General features: G+C 57.2%; 16 protein-coding genes. 1 reads left to right on the forward strand and 15 read right to left on the reverse strand.

Annotated elements, in window-relative coordinates; genetic code table 11:
- Positions 1-34 precede the first annotated feature (34 nt).
- The 4 genes from ETC05_RS11210 to mce form a co-directional block, all read right to left on the reverse strand.
- Positions 35-520: a chemotaxis protein CheW gene (locus ETC05_RS11210; protein WP_031408433.1), complete on the reverse strand. Its 486-nt coding sequence runs from the start codon at positions 518-520 to the stop codon at positions 35-37.
- Between the two features lie 118 nt (positions 521-638).
- Positions 639-1,763 carry a tripeptidase T gene (locus ETC05_RS11215; protein ID WP_031408431.1) on the reverse strand — a complete coding sequence of 375 codons (1,125 nt, stop codon included), beginning with the start codon at positions 1,761-1,763 and terminating at the stop codon, positions 639-641.
- Between the two features lie 229 nt (positions 1,764-1,992).
- Entirely contained in the window at positions 1,993-3,543 is a 1,551-nt protein-coding gene (locus tag ETC05_RS11220) for an acyl-CoA carboxylase subunit beta (RefSeq protein WP_031408429.1), read from the reverse strand.
- Complete coding sequence (gene mce, locus ETC05_RS11225) at positions 3,540-3,965, reverse strand: methylmalonyl-CoA epimerase (protein ID WP_031408427.1); 426 nt, start codon at positions 3,963-3,965, stop codon at positions 3,540-3,542. The genes ETC05_RS11220 and mce overlap by 4 nt, the downstream gene beginning before the upstream one ends.
- Before the next feature lie 150 nt (positions 3,966-4,115).
- Between mce and prli42 the strand changes: the two genes are divergently transcribed.
- Positions 4,116-4,208, forward strand: a complete 93-nt coding sequence (prli42, locus tag ETC05_RS11230) for a stressosome-associated protein Prli42 (protein WP_156961392.1) — start codon at positions 4,116-4,118, stop codon at positions 4,206-4,208.
- A gap of 48 nt (positions 4,209-4,256) precedes the next feature.
- Here prli42 and ETC05_RS11235 read toward each other — a convergent pair whose 3' ends face one another.
- The 11 genes from ETC05_RS11235 to ETC05_RS11290 form a co-directional block, all read right to left on the reverse strand.
- Complete coding sequence (locus ETC05_RS11235) at positions 4,257-4,763, reverse strand: L,D-transpeptidase (RefSeq protein ID WP_031408425.1); 507 nt, start codon at positions 4,761-4,763, stop codon at positions 4,257-4,259.
- Between the two features lie 69 nt (positions 4,764-4,832).
- The gene (locus ETC05_RS11240; protein WP_031408423.1) at positions 4,833-5,807 is read right to left on the reverse strand and encodes an aromatic acid exporter family protein; all 975 of its coding nucleotides are present in this window, start codon (positions 5,805-5,807) and stop codon (positions 4,833-4,835) included.
- A gap of 265 nt (positions 5,808-6,072) precedes the next feature.
- On the reverse strand, positions 6,073-6,228 hold the full coding sequence (locus ETC05_RS17700; RefSeq protein WP_193363901.1) for a hypothetical protein: 156 nt from the start codon (positions 6,226-6,228) through the stop codon (positions 6,073-6,075).
- A 68-nt stretch (positions 6,229-6,296) separates the two neighbouring features.
- Entirely contained in the window at positions 6,297-6,470 is a 174-nt protein-coding gene (locus ETC05_RS11250; RefSeq protein WP_156961391.1) for an AbrB/MazE/SpoVT family DNA-binding domain-containing protein, read from the reverse strand.
- 215 nt (positions 6,471-6,685) lie between these two features.
- Entirely contained in the window at positions 6,686-7,123 is a 438-nt protein-coding gene (locus tag ETC05_RS11255) for a BrxA/BrxB family bacilliredoxin (protein WP_031408422.1), read from the reverse strand.
- Between the two features lie 32 nt (positions 7,124-7,155).
- The gene (gene meaB, locus ETC05_RS11260; RefSeq protein ID WP_171661019.1) at positions 7,156-8,304 is read right to left on the reverse strand and encodes a methylmalonyl Co-A mutase-associated GTPase MeaB; all 1,149 of its coding nucleotides are present in this window, start codon (positions 8,302-8,304) and stop codon (positions 7,156-7,158) included.
- Positions 8,301-10,496 (reverse strand): methylmalonyl-CoA mutase, encoded by a 2,196-nt coding sequence (gene scpA / locus ETC05_RS11265; RefSeq protein ID WP_171661020.1) that lies wholly within the window; start codon positions 10,494-10,496, stop codon positions 8,301-8,303. The genes meaB and scpA overlap by 4 nt, the downstream gene beginning before the upstream one ends.
- Entirely contained in the window at positions 10,480-12,528 is a 2,049-nt protein-coding gene (locus tag ETC05_RS11270) for a methylmalonyl-CoA mutase family protein (protein ID WP_171661021.1), read from the reverse strand. Before ETC05_RS11270 ends, scpA begins: the two co-directional genes overlap by 17 nt.
- A 716-nt stretch (positions 12,529-13,244) precedes the next feature.
- Positions 13,245-14,696: a sensor histidine kinase gene (locus tag ETC05_RS11280; protein WP_051870816.1), complete on the reverse strand. Its 1,452-nt coding sequence runs from the start codon at positions 14,694-14,696 to the stop codon at positions 13,245-13,247.
- A gap of 3 nt (positions 14,697-14,699) precedes the next feature.
- Positions 14,700-15,374, reverse strand: coding sequence for a response regulator transcription factor (locus tag ETC05_RS11285; protein ID WP_031408409.1), 675 nt, complete (start codon positions 15,372-15,374; stop codon positions 14,700-14,702).
- Entirely contained in the window at positions 15,371-16,348 is a 978-nt protein-coding gene (locus ETC05_RS11290; protein WP_171661022.1) for a hypothetical protein, read from the reverse strand. Before ETC05_RS11290 ends, ETC05_RS11285 begins: the two co-directional genes overlap by 4 nt.
- Between the last annotated feature and the right edge of the window lie 70 nt (positions 16,349-16,418).

Raw genomic sequence — 16,418 nt, forward strand, 5'->3', positions numbered from 1 at the left:
TATGCGCGGAAGAAAAAACGGTATAGGCCAACACCTATATTGCCTCATTCTCTTGGGCAGCCGCTCGGGCAGCGGCCACTTGCGCACGAATCTCTTCCGCCTCATCCAAATGGGCAAACAAGACGCGCGGGTCAAGCACGGTCAACAGCCGGTCCTCTTGCGTCGCCATCCCGACAAGATACGGCGTGCGCTCCGCGGACATCAGTTGAAGCGGTTTAATCGCCCCAGACTCAATATCAGCGATTTCCTTTGCCTCATCGACGATAAACGCCACTGACAAACCATCAACCGCAGCCACGACAAGGCGCGTCTGGTCCGTTTCTTCGATGGCCCGGCCGTACAACAGCTTCCGCATATCAAGCACTGGCATGAGCTCGCCGCGGATGCGCACGACGCCGGCCATATAGTCCGGCATATGGGGCACCGCGGTCGGCGCCGTCATTTTTTCAATGGAGACGACATACGCGATCGAAACGGCGTACTGTTCCCGCTCAACGCGAAAGACCACATATTTGTCCATTCCCCTGTCACCTCTCTCATGATTGACATCGTGTCTGCTTTTTTTATCGGCCGATTCCGGCTGAATGTTCAGCGGATTTCGGCGTCCGAAGAAAAAAGAGCATCCGTCCTCGGGATGCTCACTCAGCATTGGCGACTTCTTCGACAATGGCGATGACCATTTCCGTCAGTTTGACCAACTCTTCAATCGGCATCCGCTCGTTCGTCGTATGGATTTCTTCATAGCCGACAGCAAGGTTGACCGTCGGAATGCCGAAGCCGGCAATGATATTGGCATCGCTGCCGCCGCCGCTTCGCTGCAGCTCGCACGGCCGGCCGATTTTCGCCGCCGCCCGTTTGGCAATTTCCACAACATGGTCGCCGTCTCCGAATTGAAAGCCTGGATACATCACCTCCACCTCGACATCGGCGCGACCGCCCATTTCCGCGGCAACCGTTTCAAACGCCTCTTTCATCTTCGCCACTTGGGCTTCCATTTTTTCTGGGACGAGCGAGCGGGCTTCCGCTAAAATATCGACGCGATCGCAGACAATGTTCGTTTGCGTGCCGCCTTCGAAGCGGCCGATGTTGGCCGTCGTCTCCTCATCGATGCGGCCGAGCGGCATTTTCGCGATCGCTTTGGCCGCGATCGTAATGGCGGACACCCCGCGCTCGGGAGCCACACCGGCATGAGCGGTTTTGCCGTGCACGACGACTTTCAGCTTCGCCTGCGTCGGCGCGGCGACGACGATGTTGCCGACTTTGCCGTCGCTGTCCAACGCATAGCCGTATTTCGCTTTGAGCAACGACGGATCGAGCGCCTTCGCCCCGACGAGCCCCGACTCTTCCCCGACCGTGATGACGAATTGAATCAAGCCGTGGGGGATGTGTTGCTCTTTCAACACCCGAATCGCCTCCAACATCGCCGCCAAGCCGGCTTTGTCATCGGCGCCTAAAATTGTCGTTCCGTCGGTGACGACATAGCCATCGCGAATCGACGGTTTTACCCCTTTGCCCGGCACGACCGTATCCATATGGGATGTGAAGTAAATCGGATCGACTCCGTCTTTCGTCGCCGCCAGCGTGCAAATCAAGTTGCCGGCGCCATGCCCTGTTTTCGCGGCCGCATCGTCTTCGATCACCTCAAGGCCGAGCGCTTCAAACTTTTGTTTCAGCACCTTGGCGATCTCACCTTCATGCTTCGTTTCCGAATCGATTTGCACGAGCTCCAAAAATTCGTCGACAAGACGTTGCTCGTTCACCATCCGCATTCGTCCTCCTATGTATAGTTTCCCTTTTCAGTATACCGGAATCTCTCGCCCAACACCAAACTGGACGCTGAGCAGGAGGCGGCGGACCCCTTGTCCCCGTCTTTCGTTGCCAAAGAGAAAAAAACAATCCCATCCATAAGAAAAATGCTGCCTGCTATTTTATAGGCATTCGTAATGACAAAGAAGGCGCTCCATCGCTTTTGGAGACGCCCTCTTCGATCGCTTACAGCGGAATGTTGCCATGCTTTTTCTTCGGCCGCTCTTCATGCTTATGACGAAGCATCTCGAGCGCTTGGATGAGCTTGATTCTCGTGTCGCGCGGGTCGATGACGTCATCGATCATGCCGTATTTGGCGGCGACGTACGGGTTGGCGAATTTCTCGCGGTATTCGGCAATTTTTTGCGCCCGCGTTTCTTCCGGATTCGGGCTGTTTTCAATTTCGCTCGCGAAAATGATGTTCGCCGCCCCTTGCGGCCCCATGACGGCCACTTCGGCGTTCGGCCACGCATAGACGACATCGGCGCCGATCGATTTGCTGTTTAAAGCGACGTACGCACCGCCGTACGCTTTGCGCAAAATGACGGTGATTTTCGGCACCGTCGCTTCCGAGTAGGCGTACAAAATTTTCGCCCCATGGCGGATGATGCCGCCGTGCTCCTGCTTGACGCCCGGGAAAAAGCCGGTGACGTCCTCAAACGTAATGATCGGGATGTTGAACGAATCGCAAAAACGGATGAACCGCGCCGCCTTGTCGGACGAATCGATGTCCAACCCCCCGGCCATAAACTTCGGCTGATTGCACACAAGCCCCACCACCTCGCCTTTGATGCGGGCAAAGCCGATCACGATGTTTTTCGCAAAATCTTTTTGCACTTCCATAAACGATCCGTCATCAACGACGTGGGCGATGACATGGCGCACATCGTACGGGCGGACGGCGTCAATCGGCACGACATCGGCCAAATCGGGCCGGTAGTCGTCCCCGTCCGGAATCGGGCCAAACGGTGGCTTTTCGTTATTGTTTGACGGCAAATAGCCAAGCAGCCGCCGCACCTCGGCGAGCGCCTCCTCTTCATTCGCCGCCGCAAAGTGGGCGTTGCCGCTGATCGTGTTGTGCACGCGGGCGCCGCCTAAATCTTCGGCGCTGATTTTCTCCCCGGTCACCGCTTCAATCACTTTCGGGCCAGTGATGAACATTTGGCTCGTTTTTTCGACCATGAACACAAAATCGGTGATGGCCGGCGAATAGACGGCTCCACCGGCGCACGGCCCCATGATGACGGAAATTTGCGGAATAACCCCGGAGTAAATGGCGTTGCGGTAAAAAATGTGCCCGTACCCGTCCAGCGACAAGACCCCTTCTTGAATGCGGGCGCCGCCCGAATCGTTCAAGCCGATGACCGGCGCCCCGGTTTTCGCCGCCAAATCCATGATGTTCGTGATTTTTTTTGCATGCATTTCCCCAAGCGCCCCACCGAAAACGGTGAAATCTTGCGAAAACACAAACACCGTGCGGCCGTTGATCTTCCCGTAGCCGGTGACGACCCCATCGCCCGGCCCCTTCTTTTCCCCAAGGCCAAAATCGGTGCAACGGTGCTCGATGAACGGATTGAGTTCGACAAACGTTCCTTCGTCCAAAAGCAAGTCAATCCGCTCGCGCGCGGTCAGCTTCCCTTTCGCGTGCTGCTGTTCGATTTTCTCGTCGCCGCCGCCCAGTTCAATCTCACGTCGGCGGTCATACAGTTCGTTGATTTTGTCGTACATGTCGCTCATCGGTGTCCCTCCGTTTGGTTCGTTCGCTCGCAAAGTTCATACAACACGCCGCCGGTCGATTTCGGATGCATGAAGGCGACGAGCGCCCCACCGGCGCCGCGTTTCGGCGCATCTTGAATCATGCGGATGCCGTGCTCCTTCAGCTCACGGATGCGCTCGGTGATGTCCTCGACGCCAAGCGCCACGTGATGGATCCCTTCACCGCGCTTTTCGATAAATTTCGCCACCGCGCTCTCTGGCGACAGCGGCTCGAGCAACTCCAGTTTCGCCTCTCCGGCCTGCAAAAACGCCACTTTCACCTGCTCCGACTCGACTTCCTCGATGCCAAGAAACGGCAGGCCGAGCACATCCGTATAAAACGGAAGCGCTTTCTCGATCGAGCGGACAGCAATGCCGATATGGTCGACTTTTTTCACTTGCATCGTCTGCAACCCCTTTGCTGCAAAATGATCCATCCAACCATGTATGATTCGCCGTTTCGACAAAAAATCCTGCTTTTTGTTTTTCCTTGTCCGCCCTGCTGTTTGCCGTTACAATAAACGTAGAACAGCGGACGGAAGGAGGACGGACCGTTGTCGCGCAAAACACAAAAATTCATTGTCTATTTGATGCTCATTTGCATGCTGCTGACGACGCTTCTTGCCGGCATCAGCATGTGGTTTTAACCGCACTCCGTAAAAAACGCAAGCTCCAAAACCGGAAGCTTGCGTTTTTCATTCGACGGCGCCGTATCGTTTGGCAATGGCGTAAAACGATTCGTTGCTGCGAAGAATGAGCACGTTGGCGCCAATCGACACCCGTTCGTACAGCTGCTCAACATGGCGGTTGTGCATGCGCACGCAGCCTTGCGAAACGTAGCCGCCGATCGACGCCGGGTTGTTCGTACCATGAATGCCGTAGATGCGCCCGTCCGTCCCGCGCGCGTTAAAGCCGATCCACCTTGTGCCGAGCGGATTGTTTGGCGCTCCGCCCGGGATGTTCTTTTTCCGATAATACGGGTTTTTCGCCTTCACCGTCACGGTAAACAGTCCTTCCGGCGTCAGTTCGGCATTCACCCCCGTTGCCACCGGATAAACGGCTTCGATGCGGCCGTCGCGGACGAGCGCCAGTTGATTGAGCGCTTTGTTCACAATCACAAGCGGCTTCGCCTCCGCCGCCGCCTGAAAAGGCGCCGCGAACACCACAGCCATCGCCAGACAAATGACCAACCAAATTCGCATCATCAGTCCATCCTTTGTTTGAGCGTTTGGCCATAGTGTGCGCCAAAACGGATGGACATATGCCCTGTATCATGCCTTAAGCCGCTGCTGTTTTGGTTCGTTTCCGGGATGAAATTGGCTTTTGATGATTAAATATCGCTCCAATTCGCGCACTAAATGAAACAGCGCCGCCCGCTCTTCAAACTGCTCGCGGGTCGTTGGCAGCGGCATCTCCTTAAACTGCTCGCGCATCTCGGCAAGACGCCGCAAAAACCGATCGGCCGTATTTCCCGGGTGGATGGCGTCGCTTAATTCGTCGATAAAATTGGCGATCATCATCCGCTGCTCAACCGTGTACGTCAGCGACGTCACAAGTGGAAGCATATGCTCGATGATTTCCAGCTGCCGCTCACGCATGCGGAAGTAGCGGACGTATTCATCTTCGTTCCTCCATAGTTGGTTGTCGGCGTGGCGCATCGCTAGCTTTTTGGCCTGCTCAAGCATCTCCGCGGCAAGCGGCAGCTCCTTCCCATCCCAATCGAGCTCATTGGTGCGCAAATAGCGCACGATTTCTTTTAAAATGATGCGAAACAAATCCTCGACAATGCGCTGGTACTCTTTGAGCTGCTTCTCGGCGCTCGGCATGTACATGTTGACGATGAGCGCCACCCCGATGCCGACAGCGACCAACAGCAGCTCATTGACGACCCATTCCCATGTGATCTCCTTGGCCGCATACAAATGCAAAATGATCACCGAGCTAGTCGCAATGCCTTCGTTGACTTTCAGCCGGACGGTCACTGGAATAAACACTAACAGCAGCAGCCCGATCGTCCACGGATGGTAACCGAAGACGGCAAAAAACAACGCCGCAAACCCGATCGCGACAACGCACGCCGCCAAACGGGCCCGCGCGGTCTCAAGCGACCGCTTTTTCGTCACTTGAACGCACAAAATGACGATAATGCCGGCAGAAGCGAAGTTGTGAAGGCCGATAAACTGAGCGATGGCGATCGCCAGCGCCGCCCCGACCGCCGTTTTCAACGTCCGATAGCCGATTTTCATCGCGCCGTCTCCTTTGCCAATGGTTGCCGACTTCATTGTACCGATGACGGCGCTTTCGATGCAAGGAAAAACGGACAATCTTCGGCTCACGCGCCCTGCATCCTGAAGCCCATCTGCCCCAACCGCCGCGGAGGGGCAAAAAAAGACGGCTGTCCGCTCATGTGGGATAGACCGTGCTAGACACAAAAAAGAGGCACGTTTTATGAGCAGGCGTTCTCATCAATCGTCTTTCCATCGCGCTCGATTTCCCGCCGGATCGTCTCGTTCAGCACGGCGAAAAAAGCACGTCGCATGAGTAAACGCCGACAATGTCGTCAATATACTCCGCCACTTGCTTCGACGCGGCAATGACGTTTTTCAAATACAACAGCAACCGAAACGCATGCTGGTGCAATAGTCTAATCAATTCCTGCTCATCCATGCCACCGTTCTCCTTTAGCCATTGTCTTAAATAGATCTATGCCTTCGAAAACGGCGCTCGGTTCGTCTTCATATAACGCTGCAGCTCTTCGTAAAAATTTTCACATTATCCGCTAGCTCAATCAGCACTTCATTTCCAATTCCTAATTGCTCATAAAAATCTTTAGGGATTGTAATTTGTTTTTTACTTGATACAGCAATGCGCTTCACACGTTTTTTCTTGTCATCTGGGAGTTTGTCCATCGGTACCTTCTCCTTTGTCATCGAATCTGATGGTACCATATTATTCCTCTCTTTCCTGAAACATAACCAAATTTCTTGGTTGCTTTACTAACCATCATAACACGGAGCGAAAGCAAACACAATGATTGGCCCCTGCTTTTGTCCAATGTTCATGAACATCATCTCCACCAATCATACAAACACCCGAAGCCTTCTTTGGCTTCGGGTGTTTCCATTCACACTTCCTCACAATATTCGTCAAACAGCGCCTGCAGCTTTTGCACGACCGCCACCGGCTCGTGCCCCTCGATGTCGTGGCGGTGGAGCATGGCGCACAATTTCCCGTCTTTTAGCAGAGCGAACGACGGCGAGGACGGCGGCTCGCCGACAAAATACTCTCGCGCGCGGGCCGTTGCTTCTTTGTCTTGGCCGGCAAAGACGGTCACCAAATGATCCGGACGCTTGTCGTAGTGGACGGCGTGGGCCGCTGCGGGACGGGCGATGCCGCCGGCGCAGCCGCACACGGAGTTGATGAGGACAAGCGTTGTGCCCGGACGGCGAAACGCGTCGTCGACGTCTTCCGGCGTGCGCAGCTCTTCAAATCCGGCTTCGACCGCTTCGCGCCGCGCTTGTTCGACGATGTCGCTATAGAGTGGAAATTGAAATTGGAACATCGTGACACCTCCTTCGCTTTCCCTTTATCATATCATAGTTCGCCGCTCCGCTTCCGCTCATACGCCTCGATCAGCTCTTTGACGGCGGCGGTGACCGGCTTGGCGCCGGAAATGACGCTGTTCTCGAGCATTGGAAGCTTTTCTTTCACGATCGGGTCGGTGAAAAAGCGCGTTTCGATATATTCTTTGATCATGGCGTGCATCCAGTCTTTTTGCTGCTGGCGGCGGCGGTCGAAAAAGACGCCGGATCGCTTCGTCGTCTCGACGAACGTTTCGATGACGCGCCACATGTCGGCGATCCCTTCGCCCAGCAGCGCCGAGCACGTGTACGCTTTCGTCTCCCAGCCGGGCGTGGCCGGGCGCAGGTAATGGAGAAACTGGTTGTATTCTTTTTGCGCCGCTTTCGCTTTTTCTTTATTATCGCCGTCCGCCTTGTTGATGACGATGGCGTCCACAAGCTCCATGATGCCGCGCTTCATCCCTTGCAGCTCGTCGCCGGCGCCGGTTAACGCCAACAGGAGGAAAAAGTCGACCATCCCGCGGACGACAAACTCGCTTTGCCCGACGCCAACCGTCTCAACGAGGATAATGTCATAGCCGGCCGCTTCGCACAGCATCATCGTCTCGCGCGTTTTCCGGTGCACGCCGCCAAGCGCCCCGCCGGATGGCGACGGACGGATGAACGCAAGCGGATGTCGGGCGAGCGTCTCCATCCGCGTTTTGTCGCCGAGGATGCTGCCGCCGGTCAACGAGCTCGTCGGGTCGACGGCCAAGACGGCGACGCGGTGCCCTTGTTCGCACAAAAACGTCCCGAACGCTTCAATGAACGTGCTTTTCCCCGCCCCCGGCACCCCGGTGATGCCGATGCGGATCGAGCGGCCGACGTGCGGGAGCAGGGCATGAAGCACGTGCTGGGCAAGATCGATATGACGAGCCGCATTGCTTTCGACCAACGTAATCGCCTGCGCCAAAATCGTGCGGTCGCCGGCGAGCACCCCTTGGACGTACTCGTCCACCGACCGCTCTTTCCGCCTCACGATCCGCTTTGGCGCCGGCGGGCGTTCGGCGTGCACGTACGACGACGCGCTCTCGCCGTCCGCCCATTCCGGGCGGCGCGGCGGCCCATCCGAAGCCGCGCTCTGGGCGCTTGTCTGTTCCCATCGTTTCTCTTCGCCGTTCATTCGCTCACGTCCTCATAGCCGAGCCGGGCGTAAATTTCATCGAGCACTTTGTCCGCCGCTTCCGGAATGACCGTGCCTGGCCCGAAGATGGCGGCGGCGCCGTGTTCATACAAGAACGCGTAATCTTGTGGCGGGATGACGCCGCCGACGATGACTAAAATATCGTCGCGGCCGAGTTTTTCGAGCTCCGACACAAGCTGCGGCACGAGCGTCTTATGTCCGCCGGCGAGCGAGCTGATGCCAACCGCGTGCACGTCGTTTTCGACCGCCTGACGCGCCGTTTCTTCCGGCGTCTGGAAGAGCGGGCCGATATCGACGTCAAACCCTAAATCGGCAAACGCGGTCGCGATCACTTTCGCCCCGCGGTCATGGCCGTCCTGCCCCATTTTCGCAATCAAGATGCGCGGACGGCGCCCTTCAAGTTCGGCGAATTGCTCCACCCGTCGCTTCACCCGCTCGAGCTGCGCTTCGTTTTTGTATTCCGAACTGTAGACGCCGCTGATCGAGCGGATGGCGGCGCGATGGCGTTTCGCCACTTTTTCAATGGCGTACGAAATTTCCCCGAGGGTGGCCCGGACGCGCGCGGCTTGGACGGCGAGCTCAAGCAAGTTCCCTTCGCCCGTTTCCGCCGCTTTCGTAATCGCCTCCAGCGCCGCTTCGACCTGCTCGTTGTCGCGCGTCGCCTTCAGCTCGTTCAGCCGCTCGATTTGCCGCTTTCGCACGGCGGTGTTGTCCACTTCCAAAATGTCGATCGGCTCTTCTTTTTCCGGACGGTATTTGTTCACCCCGATGATCGTTTCCACCCCTGAATCGATGCGCGCTTGGCGGCGGGCCGCTGCTTCTTCGATGCGCATTTTCGGGATGCCGGTTTCGATCGCTTTCGCCATCCCGCCTAAGCTTTCGATTTCTTCAATATGCGCCCACGCCCGCTTCATCAGTTCGTTCGTCAACGTCTCGACGTAATACGAACCAGCCCACGGGTCGATCGTCCGGCAAATGCCCGTCTCTTCCTGCAAGTACAGCTGCGTATTGCGGGCGATGCGCGCCGAGAAATCGGTCGGCAAGGCAATCGCCTCATCGAGCGCGTTCGTATGGAGCGACTGCGTATGCCCCATCGCCGCCGCGTGCGCTTCGATGAGCGTGCGCACGACGTTGTTGAACGGATCTTGCTCGGTCAAGCTCCAGCCTGACGTTTGCGAATGCGTCCTTAGAGCGAGGGATTTCGGATTTTTCGGGTTGAACGTTTTCATCATTTTCGCCCACATGAGGCGCGCGGCGCGCAGTTTCGCCACTTCCATAAAGTAGTTCATGCCGATCGCCCAGAAAAACGACAGCCTCGGAGCGAACGAATCGATGTCAATGCCCGCCTTCAAGCCGGTGCGCACGTACTCAAGCCCGTCCGCGAGCGTATACGCCAGCTCCAAATCAGCCGGCGCCCCGGCTTCTTGCATATGGTAGCCGGAAATGCTGATGCTGTTGAATTTCGGCATGTATTTGGCCGTATAGGCAAAAATGTCGGCGATGATGCGCATCGACATCTCCGGCGGGTAAATGTACGTGTTGCGCACCATATATTCTTTCAAAATATCGTTTTGGATCGTGCCCGACAGTTTGTCTTGCGTCACTCCCTGCTCTTCGGCGGTGACGATGTAAAACGCCATGATCGGGAGCACCGCCCCGTTCATCGTCATCGACACCGACATTTGGTCGAGCGGGATGCCGTCAAACAAAATTTTCATATCGAGCACCGAATCGATGGCGACCCCTGCTTTGCCGACGTCGCCGACGACGCGCGGATGGTCAGAGTCATAGCCGCGGTGCGTCGCCAAGTCAAAGGCGACCGACAGCCCTTTTTGCCCCATCGCCAAGTTGCGCCGGTAAAACGCGTTGCTTTCCTCCGCCGTCGAAAAACCGGCGTATTGGCGGATTGTCCACGGCCGCACGACATACATCGTCGGGTACGGTCCGCGCAAGTACGGCGGCAGCCCGGGCATATAATCAAGAAAATCGAGCCCATCGATGTCATTCTTTGTATAAAGCGGCTTCACGGCAATGTGTTCGTTCGTCTGAAACAACAGTTCATCGATCGACGCTTGCACGCGCCGCTCCACCGCGTCTCTCCACTGTTTCTCCTCCACATCGGCCGCTGCCGCGGAAAGCGTCATCTTTGTAAAATCAACGTACTTCGCCATCCAACGCCACCCCTCTTTCCGTGAGAAACGCCACGATCACATCGTACGCGTTCGAACCGAGATGAATTGCCCCATCCACACCCGCATCCGCGTACGTTCTCTCGAGCTCTTCCGGCGGTTTTCCGGCGACATACAGCTTCGCGTTCGGCTTGGCTTGCTTGAACCCCTCAGCCAACGCCGGAACGAACCCCGGGTAGTCGTCATCCGCGCCGCACACGATATAATGCGTCCCGTTCGTGTTCCGCACCCATTCGACCGCTTCCTCGACCGAGGCAAAGCCGTCGCTTCGCTCAGCCGCCACCCCGCCGGCCGCAAACAGCCCGGCGATGAAATCGGCGCGCGCCTGATGGCGGACAAGCGGCCCGATATTGATCAAGTGAACGGAAAGCCGGCTTCCCGTGCGCTCCGCATGCTCCTCGGCCGCCTTCCGCAGCTGCTCAAACGGCTCAGCCAAACGCCATGCGCGAATCGGCGCGATGGCCGCCGCCTCCTTCCCATCGGCCAGCGCCGCTGCCATTTCCCGAGCGGTTGCTCGACGGCGGGCCGCACGAATCATCGTTTCCATCCACTTTCCGCCGACAAGCGTGCTGCGAATATCGGCCACCCGCTGTTCATCCAACGGCAGCACCATGTTCACTGCGGCTTGCTTCGGCTTTTCGATCGGCGTTTCCTCCAAATTGGCGTACACGTTCGTGCCGACGATTTTTTCTTTCCGCTGTTTGACGCGCTCAAGCCGCCGCTTCGCAATCGCCTCCACTTCCCCCTGCACGAAGCTGTCTTGAAGCGCTTGTTTCATGCCGCCTTTTTCCTCCACCTGCTGAAACAGCTTCCACGCTGCTTCGGAAAGGTTCGCCGTCAATGTCTCCACATAATACGAGCCGCCCGCCGGATCGATGACTTGGGCGAGATGCGCCTCTTCAAGCAAAATGAGCTGCGTGTTGCGGGCGATGCGCCGCGAAAACGCATCAGCGAGCCCGATCGCTTCGTCAAACGGCGACACATGCACGCCATCGGCGCCGCCGACAACGGCCGCAAACGCTTCCGCTCCGGCGCGAAGCATATTCACATACGGATCGTACACCGTTTTTGTAAAGGGCGACGTGCGCACATGCAATTCGATGCGCCGTGATGATTCGCTGCCGCCAAACGCTTCGATCACTTGCGCAAACAACCGCCGCGCCGCCCGCAGCTTGGCGATTTCCATGAAAAAGTCGGCTCCGACCGCCAGTGACACTTGCATCCTTGTCGCGATGTCATCAATCGTCAAGCCCCGGTCCAGTCCGGCGCGGATGTACTCGACGGCCGCCGCCAACGAAAACGCGAGCTCCTGCACGGCGTTCGCCCCGCCGTTATGGTACGGCTCGCCGCGCACGAAAATCGTGCGAACGGCAGGCATTTGTTCCGTCGTCCACTTCGTCACTTCCGCCATTTCATCATACAGCCGCTCAAGCGAACACGGGAGCGTCCCCTGTTCCGCCCAAGCGCCGAGCGGATCCATGCCAATGGCGCCGCGCACGCTCGATAGCGGGACGCCCCGTTCCTTGAAATAAGCGGCCAAAAGCGCCAAAAACGGAAGCGACCGCACCCCGGCGTCCACACGGAGCGAATAGCGGTCAAGCGGCACGCCATCCAACATCGCGGCCACATCCTCAACCGACTCGACGGCAAACGGCAGCCGCCCGAGAGCGAAATGGATTTCCGTCTGTCCCCGCGCTAAGTCATGCTTCACCGCCTCGTTCCAGTCGGACGGGCTTGCCGCCGAAATCTCTTGGCTCACCTTCCACGGCTCGCCCCGATACCCTTCCGGCCGCGCCCCGCGCACGTACTGACCAAAGCCCGGATACTGCTCCAGCGGGCCGAGCGCCTCTACATCGCGGCGCGTATAAAGCGGTTTCACCGCTATGTTTTCGTACGTCATCGTCACAAGCCGCTCGAGCGGCTTGCCTTTCAGCGACCGTTCCGCTTCCCGCTCCCACTCCTCCATCGGTGGAGCCGGAAACGCCGCTTCCTTCATCTTCGCGACATCGCTCATTTCCCCATCCCCTTTCGCGTCTTTCTGCCAAAAAAGAAACCGCTTTCGTTTTTCCACCTGAAAACGAGCCACACCCGATGGCGCCTCACGCCAACCGAATGAAGCCGCGCTTTGGTGGGAAAAAACGGGTTCTATGTTTATTGTAGTACATCGGCCGCGTTTGGGCAATGAACAAAACACCTTGTTCCTGGCTGTTGGCAAAGGGGAGCTGCGCACAAAACCGCGAAGGTGCGCTTTTGTTTCCGACCACATGATTCAACCGAAGAGTCGTTCCCTGAACGTTCCCCATCAACCGCCAATGCCGCGTTCGTTGCGTTGGGCCGTCAAATGAATGCGACATCGGCTGGCGAAACCTAGAAGGCTGGGGAAAAACGGCTGATTCCCTTCATCAATGGGAGAATGAGCGAAAAGCAGGACCGATGCAACAAGGTTTTTCTAGTTGAGAAATGACATTGCAAAGCCGTATCCAAGATTAAATCACCAGCCTTCTAGGCAACATCACCGCCTAGCGGAAAGGTCAACCCGTTTGTTCATTGGAAAATGTTTCGCAAATCGATGAACAAATCCTCCCATACATGAACGGGAACGGTGTCATCACGGCTGTACACTCCGCACCTCGCACCGTTTTCCTTCCGGCCATGTCGCATACTCTTTGTAGGTCATCGGGGCCTGTTCCTTTTCTGGTGAACCCATTTCCTCCACCTGCCTCCTAATTTTTATATTGATGATACACCATCCGTTCCTTTGTCTTGAACGTATGTTTCTTCCCCTTCCCCAACGAGCGGCAGGCGGACAGATACCGTCGTTCCGCGGCCGAGGTCGCTGTCGAACTGAATGGCGCCGCCATGAAGGGCGACGATTTGCTTGACGATGGCCAGCCCTAAGCCGGTGCCGCCTTCTTTGCGGGTGCGGGCGCGGTCGACGCGGAAAAAGCGCTGGCCAAGAAGCGGGAGCTGGTCTTTCGGGATGCCTTTTCCCGTGTCTTCGATCACGAGTTCTCCTTCTGCTTCCGACAGGCGGGAAAGCCGCACCGTCACCGCGCCGCCTTCCGGAGTATAGCGGATGGCGTTGTCAAGCAAGTTGCGCACGACTTGTTCGAGCCGATCGGCGTCGCCGTTGACGATGACGTCATAGTCCAACCCGCATGACAGTTTGATCCGCTTTTGCGCGGCGATCGGTTCGTACATGGCGATGACATCTTCGATCACTTGAGCGAACGCCACCGGCGCGCGCTCGAGCGGCACGCTTTGCCCTTCAAGGCGCGCCAAATCGAGCAAATCGCGGACAAGCCGCTCCATCCGTTCCGTTTCGCGGTGGATGAGGCGAAGGTACGCCTTTTCTTCTTCTTTCGTTTTCGCAAGGCCAGCCAGGAGCGCTTCGCTGTACCCTTTCATATAGCTGAGCGGTGTGCGCAATTCATGCGAGACGTTCGCTAAAAACTCGCGTTTCCGCTCGTCTTCTTTAGCGATGGCGTCGGCCATTTGGTTGAACGCCTGCACCAGGCGTCCGATTTCATCATCACTCCGCACTGGGATGCCCGCTTCGTAGCGTCCTTCCGTCATGCGCTCAGCAGCCCGTTCCATCGCCTGCAGCGGCTCGACCATTTGCCGCACCATCCGTCGGCCGACAACCAAAAGCGCGGCGGCGAATGCGGCGGCCAACGGCCAAAACGCGGCGGCTGCCCGTTTCGTCGCTTCTTGGACGTCGGCTAACGGCAAATACAAGTAAATCGCTCCTTCAAGCCGCTTGCCGTCCAAAAGTGGAACAACAACCGCCATCACGCGGCGGCCAAACCGCTTTTCGTAGCCGGTTTTGACAACCGGCTTCCCGGCTAGCAGCGTTTCCCGGTCGCGGCCGCTCACGAGCGCGTCATAGTGGACCGGAAACGGAAAGCAGGCGCTCAGTTCGCGCGGGTTGTCGATCAATAGGATGGTGGCCGTCGATTTTTCGTCATACCATTCGATTTGCCGGCGGTATTCCCGAGCGATCGCCCCGCCCCGATAGTCACGGGCGAGGCTCGTCCCTTCCGCGATCAACGTTCGTTCGACTTCTTTCATGTACACCGTCCGGTAAAAATAATTCAAAAGGCCAAAGGAAAACGCCAACGTCGCCACGACCGCGGCGCCGATCGACAGCCATACTTTTTGCCCTAAGCGGAGCCGTTTCATTTCTCATCCCTCAAATTTGTAGCCGATGCCCCAGACGGTTTGAATGTGGCGACCGGCGTCTTTCATCTTCATGCGCAATGTTTTCACATGAGTGTCAACGGTGCGGGCGTTTCCGGTGTAATCATACCCCCACACATGGACGAGCAAGTCATCGCGGCTGAACGCTTGCCCACGGTGTTTCGCCAAAAACAGCAACAGCTCAAACTCTTTCAACGTCAATTTCACCGGTTCGCTGCCAACGGTCACGGTTCGTCCTTTTTCGTCAATAACGAGGTCGCCAAACTGCAGCCGCCCGTCGTTCTCGCGCCCGCGCCGCACCCGGCGCAGCACCGCCTCGAGACGGGCGATGAGCTCTCCCGGGCTGAACGGTTTGACGATGTAATCGTCGCCGCCTAGCTTGAACCCTTTCACTTTATCCCATTCTTCGCCAAGCGCAGTCAAAAACAAAATCGGCACGTCCGACTGCTCACGAATGCGGGCGCAGACGGCGAAGCCATCCTGTTTTGGCATCATAACGTCCAACAGGACGGCATCGACCGAATGTTGGGAAAGCAGCGCCAGCGCCTCCTCCCCATCTTCCGCTTCCAAACAGCGAAAGCCGGCGTTTTCTAAATACATGCTGACCAACAGACGCATTTCTTCTTCATCATCCACGATTAAAATGGTTCGTTCGCTCATGTTCGTCCCTCCCGAATGAGCAGCTGCAGCGGACCGTCGCCCGTCTTCCAGCGGGCGAGCGGCCGCAGCGTCGCTTCATCGACCACGATGATTTCATCGCTGTCATAACTCGCGATATACAAACGGCCTCCTGCCGCTTCCATGGCAAACGGATTGGCGCCGACAGAGACAGAGTCAAGCCGCTTCCCGCTTGGCAAAACCTGATAAACCGTGTTCGAGCCATGGCTTAGCACAAACACGCCGCGGTCTGTTTCAACAAAATCGACCGGCATCACCGGCGCGGCGATCGTCCGGAGCAAGCGGCCGTCTTGCAGCGAGTAGACATGAATGTTCGTTTCCACACGGCTTCCGCTGCCGTGCCCGCCGACCCACAGCTCCCCTTGCCGCTCGCGCACCACTCCACCTAAGGCAAATTTCGGCACGGCAAACGAACGGATGACGCGGCGGCGGTCCGCATCGATGATCCACGCCCGTTCGTCTTGAAAATCGATCACATACAACCTCGTTCCAGCGCGATTGACAAGCAGCGTCATCGGGGAGCATCCGACCGAAAGGCGGGCGATCTCTTTCCCGTCCCGGCTCACAACGCGCACCGCGCGATGTTTGCTGTCGCCAAAAAACCACGTGCGGCCATCCGGGGATGGAGCAGCACTCACAATGCCGCTCCCCGTTTTCCACTCAGCCAGCGGCTTCCCGGTCGCAAGGTCGTACCGGTAAACGCCGTCAAGATCTCGCCCGTACAAAAGCAGCGTCCGGCCGTCCGCGCTCAACGCCCCACCTTGAAACGGTTCGTTGATGTTCCAACGGGCGACCTGGTCGCCATGTTTCGCGTTCAAAAAGGTGACCGTTTCCCCTTTGACCTCAAGGCTGATGACGACGGAAAGCGAATCAGCCACCGGGGGAAACGACGGATGGGCACAGCCGCTTAGCAGAAAAAAGCAACCTAACAGCATCCACACGCTCGCTCGTTTCATCTCGTTTTTCTCCTCCGCACGTTCGTTTCTGCCCTCATTATACCTCACATTTGTGAAAGAAGTTTGAAAT

It is taken from the genome of Geobacillus sp. BMUD (assembly GCF_013096845.1).
GTDB lineage: Bacteria > Bacillota > Bacilli > Bacillales > Anoxybacillaceae > Geobacillus > Geobacillus vulcani.

Bases quoted from the DNA above. Each gene is read 5' to 3' on its own strand.
- ETC05_RS11210 (WP_031408433.1), bottom strand. From the start codon at position 520: ATGGACAAATATGTGGTCTTTCGCGTTGAGCGGGAACAGTACGCCGTT.
- ETC05_RS11215 (WP_031408431.1), bottom strand. From the start codon at position 1,763: ATGGTGAACGAGCAACGTCTTGTCGACGAATTTTTGGAGCTCGTGCAA.
- ETC05_RS11220 (WP_031408429.1), bottom strand. From the start codon at position 3,543: ATGAGCGACATGTACGACAAAATCAACGAACTGTATGACCGCCGACGT.
- mce (WP_031408427.1), bottom strand. From the start codon at position 3,965: ATGCAAGTGAAAAAAGTCGACCATATCGGCATTGCTGTCCGCTCGATC.
- ETC05_RS11235 (WP_031408425.1), bottom strand. From the start codon at position 4,763: ATGCGAATTTGGTTGGTCATTTGTCTGGCGATGGCTGTGGTGTTCGCG.
- ETC05_RS11240 (WP_031408423.1), bottom strand. From the start codon at position 5,807: ATGAAAATCGGCTATCGGACGTTGAAAACGGCGGTCGGGGCGGCGCTG.
- ETC05_RS17700 (WP_193363901.1), bottom strand. From the start codon at position 6,228: ATGGATGAGCAGGAATTGATTAGACTATTGCACCAGCATGCGTTTCGG.
- ETC05_RS11250 (WP_156961391.1), bottom strand. From the start codon at position 6,470: ATGGACAAACTCCCAGATGACAAGAAAAAACGTGTGAAGCGCATTGCT.
- ETC05_RS11255 (WP_031408422.1), bottom strand. From the start codon at position 7,123: ATGTTCCAATTTCAATTTCCACTCTATAGCGACATCGTCGAACAAGCG.
- meaB (WP_171661019.1), bottom strand. From the start codon at position 8,304: ATGAACGGCGAAGAGAAACGATGGGAACAGACAAGCGCCCAGAGCGCG.
- scpA (WP_171661020.1), bottom strand. From the start codon at position 10,496: ATGGCGAAGTACGTTGATTTTACAAAGATGACGCTTTCCGCGGCAGCG.
- ETC05_RS11270 (WP_171661021.1), bottom strand. From the start codon at position 12,528: ATGAGCGATGTCGCGAAGATGAAGGAAGCGGCGTTTCCGGCTCCACCG.
- ETC05_RS11280 (WP_051870816.1), bottom strand. From the start codon at position 14,696: ATGAAACGGCTCCGCTTAGGGCAAAAAGTATGGCTGTCGATCGGCGCC.
- ETC05_RS11285 (WP_031408409.1), bottom strand. From the start codon at position 15,374: ATGAGCGAACGAACCATTTTAATCGTGGATGATGAAGAAGAAATGCGT.
- ETC05_RS11290 (WP_171661022.1), bottom strand. From the start codon at position 16,348: ATGAAACGAGCGAGCGTGTGGATGCTGTTAGGTTGCTTTTTTCTGCTA.